General features: G+C 74.3%; 1 pseudogene. It reads right to left on the bottom strand.

The features are described 5' to 3' along the window. Positions 1-594: 594 nt before the first annotated feature. Positions 595-1,968 (bottom strand): annotated as a pseudogene (locus ABZ641_RS35195) (hypothetical protein); the annotation flags it as partial.

Raw genomic sequence — 1,968 nt, 5'->3', positions numbered from 1 at the left:
CGTGGCACCCGCCGCGGCGAGCCGCAGCAGCGCCGCCCGCCCCGCGGGGCCGGCCGCACCCGCCACGGCGACGACCGCGCCGTCCAACCCGTTCCGGTCCGTGCTCACGTCCACAGGTCTCCCGTCCGAGTGCCGCCGACAGTGCCCGGCACCTGCACCGTGCGTCACTCTCGGTGCTGCAATGGCTGCTTCTGGTGCTTCGGATCATAGGGTCCGGGGTCGCCCCGGCCGTGCTGCGAGGGCCTGACCCGCCGTCAGCCCGGGGCACGGTCCGCCGTACGGCGGTGCGGGCCGGCCGCACCGGGGCGGGCCCGCAGCCGTGGTCGGGCCGGCCGGCTGTCCTGGTCAGCTGAAGATCACCGAGCGGAGCTTCAGGCGGTCGCCGAGCTTCTTGCCGGGGTTCATGACGAAGTACGTGTCGCCCGAGCAGTCGAAGTCGAGGAAGACGGTGGCCGTGGAGTCGGTGAGGTTCTCAGGGGCGAAGGCCGGATGGTTCTCGGTCGCCCCGAACAGGTTGACGCACCTGCGATCACCGGCGCCACGTCCACAACGGGGCGCTGTTCACCCGATGAGCCGCGGGTGAGGGCCCACCCGTCAGTCACTGCCGGGTGCCCCGAGGATGCAGAGCAGGGAGCAGGCCACGGCCGAGGAGGGCGCGGTGGTGGCGGGGGCGGTGCCGGGCGGCGAGTTCGCGGGCACGAAGCTCGCGGAGGCGGTGTTCTTCAGCGGCAGTGCCAGCAGCAGGGAGTCGCAGTAGACCGCGCGGCTGGTTCCGGCCGCCAGGGCGAAGGTGCCGGCGGCCTGCCGGCAGCCGGGCGTGACGGCGTCGTTGACGGTCACCGACGCGGCGTCGACGGGGCCGTCGTTGGTGACGGTGATCCGCCAGTGCGCGTGGCCGAGCAGGCGCAGCAGGCCGACGGGGCTGGTCTTGGCCCAGGGGCCCGGGCCGCCGGGTTCGCAGTCGTGCGGGTTTCCGGAGCCGCAGATCTCCTTCTCGACGCTGACCCGGGGCCGGCAGCCGGCGCCCGGGGCGACGGCGGTGGTGACGGTGTTGGAGGTGAGGGCGCCGGTCGCGTCGGTGCCGGTCGCCGTGTTGGTGACGGACGTGGTCGCGCAGTCGGGCGTGACCGTGGTGCGGAAGCAGATCTGCGGTGCGTCGCCCCGGTACTCGACGACCAGCGCGGGGTGGTTGTCGGTGGTGAAGTCCGCGGTGGAGGTGAGCACGAGCTGGGCCGTGACGGTGATCGCCGGGTGCGCGGTCGCCGAGATGCCGGACAGGTCGACCGTGCCGTCCGGGGCGAGGGCCGGGGCGGCGACGGGTGTGCCGTCGGGGTCGGTGACGAGGGCCCGGGACGCCGCCGGGTCGACGTGCGAGAGGTCGATGTCGGTCAGCCGCGCCCGGGTGTAGCCCTGGACGTGGCCGGTGGCGCCGTCGCAGTAGAAGTCGGCGGGCCTGAGGGTGACGGCCGCGCCGCTGTGGACGCACGGGGTGGCTCCGGACGCCGGGTCCAGGGAGAACAGGACGCCGGCGTCGCCGAGGCCGATCAGGCAGCGGGTCGTGGCGTCGTACGCGTAGCCGTAGTCACGGGTGGCCCCGCCGTTGACGCCGGGGTGGGACGCGGGCAGCGGGAACCCCGCGCAGGGCGCGGCGGTCGTCCAGTCGTGGCAGACCGTCGCCCCGGCCACGGTGCCGCCCCAGACGGGGAAGTAGCTGCGGGTCCCGGTGTCCGTGGTGACCGTCTCGGGGTTGAAGGTCAGCACGTTGCCGGCCAGCGTCGAGAGGGTGGCGGGCGCGGAGTGCGCGGAGCCGTCGAGGCCGTAACAGGTGGTCAGGACGTGGGCGCCGCCGACGGTGCTGGTGCAGACGCCGTCCGGGTGTCCGGCGGTGTCGTAGGACGTGTAGGCGTCGTACGTGTAGTAGCCGGAGTCGGGGCCGGCGGGGTGCGGGGACTCCCAGCCCGCGCAGAC

The sequence above is a fragment of the Kitasatospora sp. NPDC007106 genome (assembly GCF_040634455.1).
In the GTDB taxonomy this organism is placed as follows: domain Bacteria; phylum Actinomycetota; class Actinomycetes; order Streptomycetales; family Streptomycetaceae; genus Kitasatospora; species Kitasatospora arboriphila.
The sequence above is the reverse complement of the archived record's forward strand: the minus strand, read 5'-3'. Positions and strand labels throughout refer to the sequence as shown.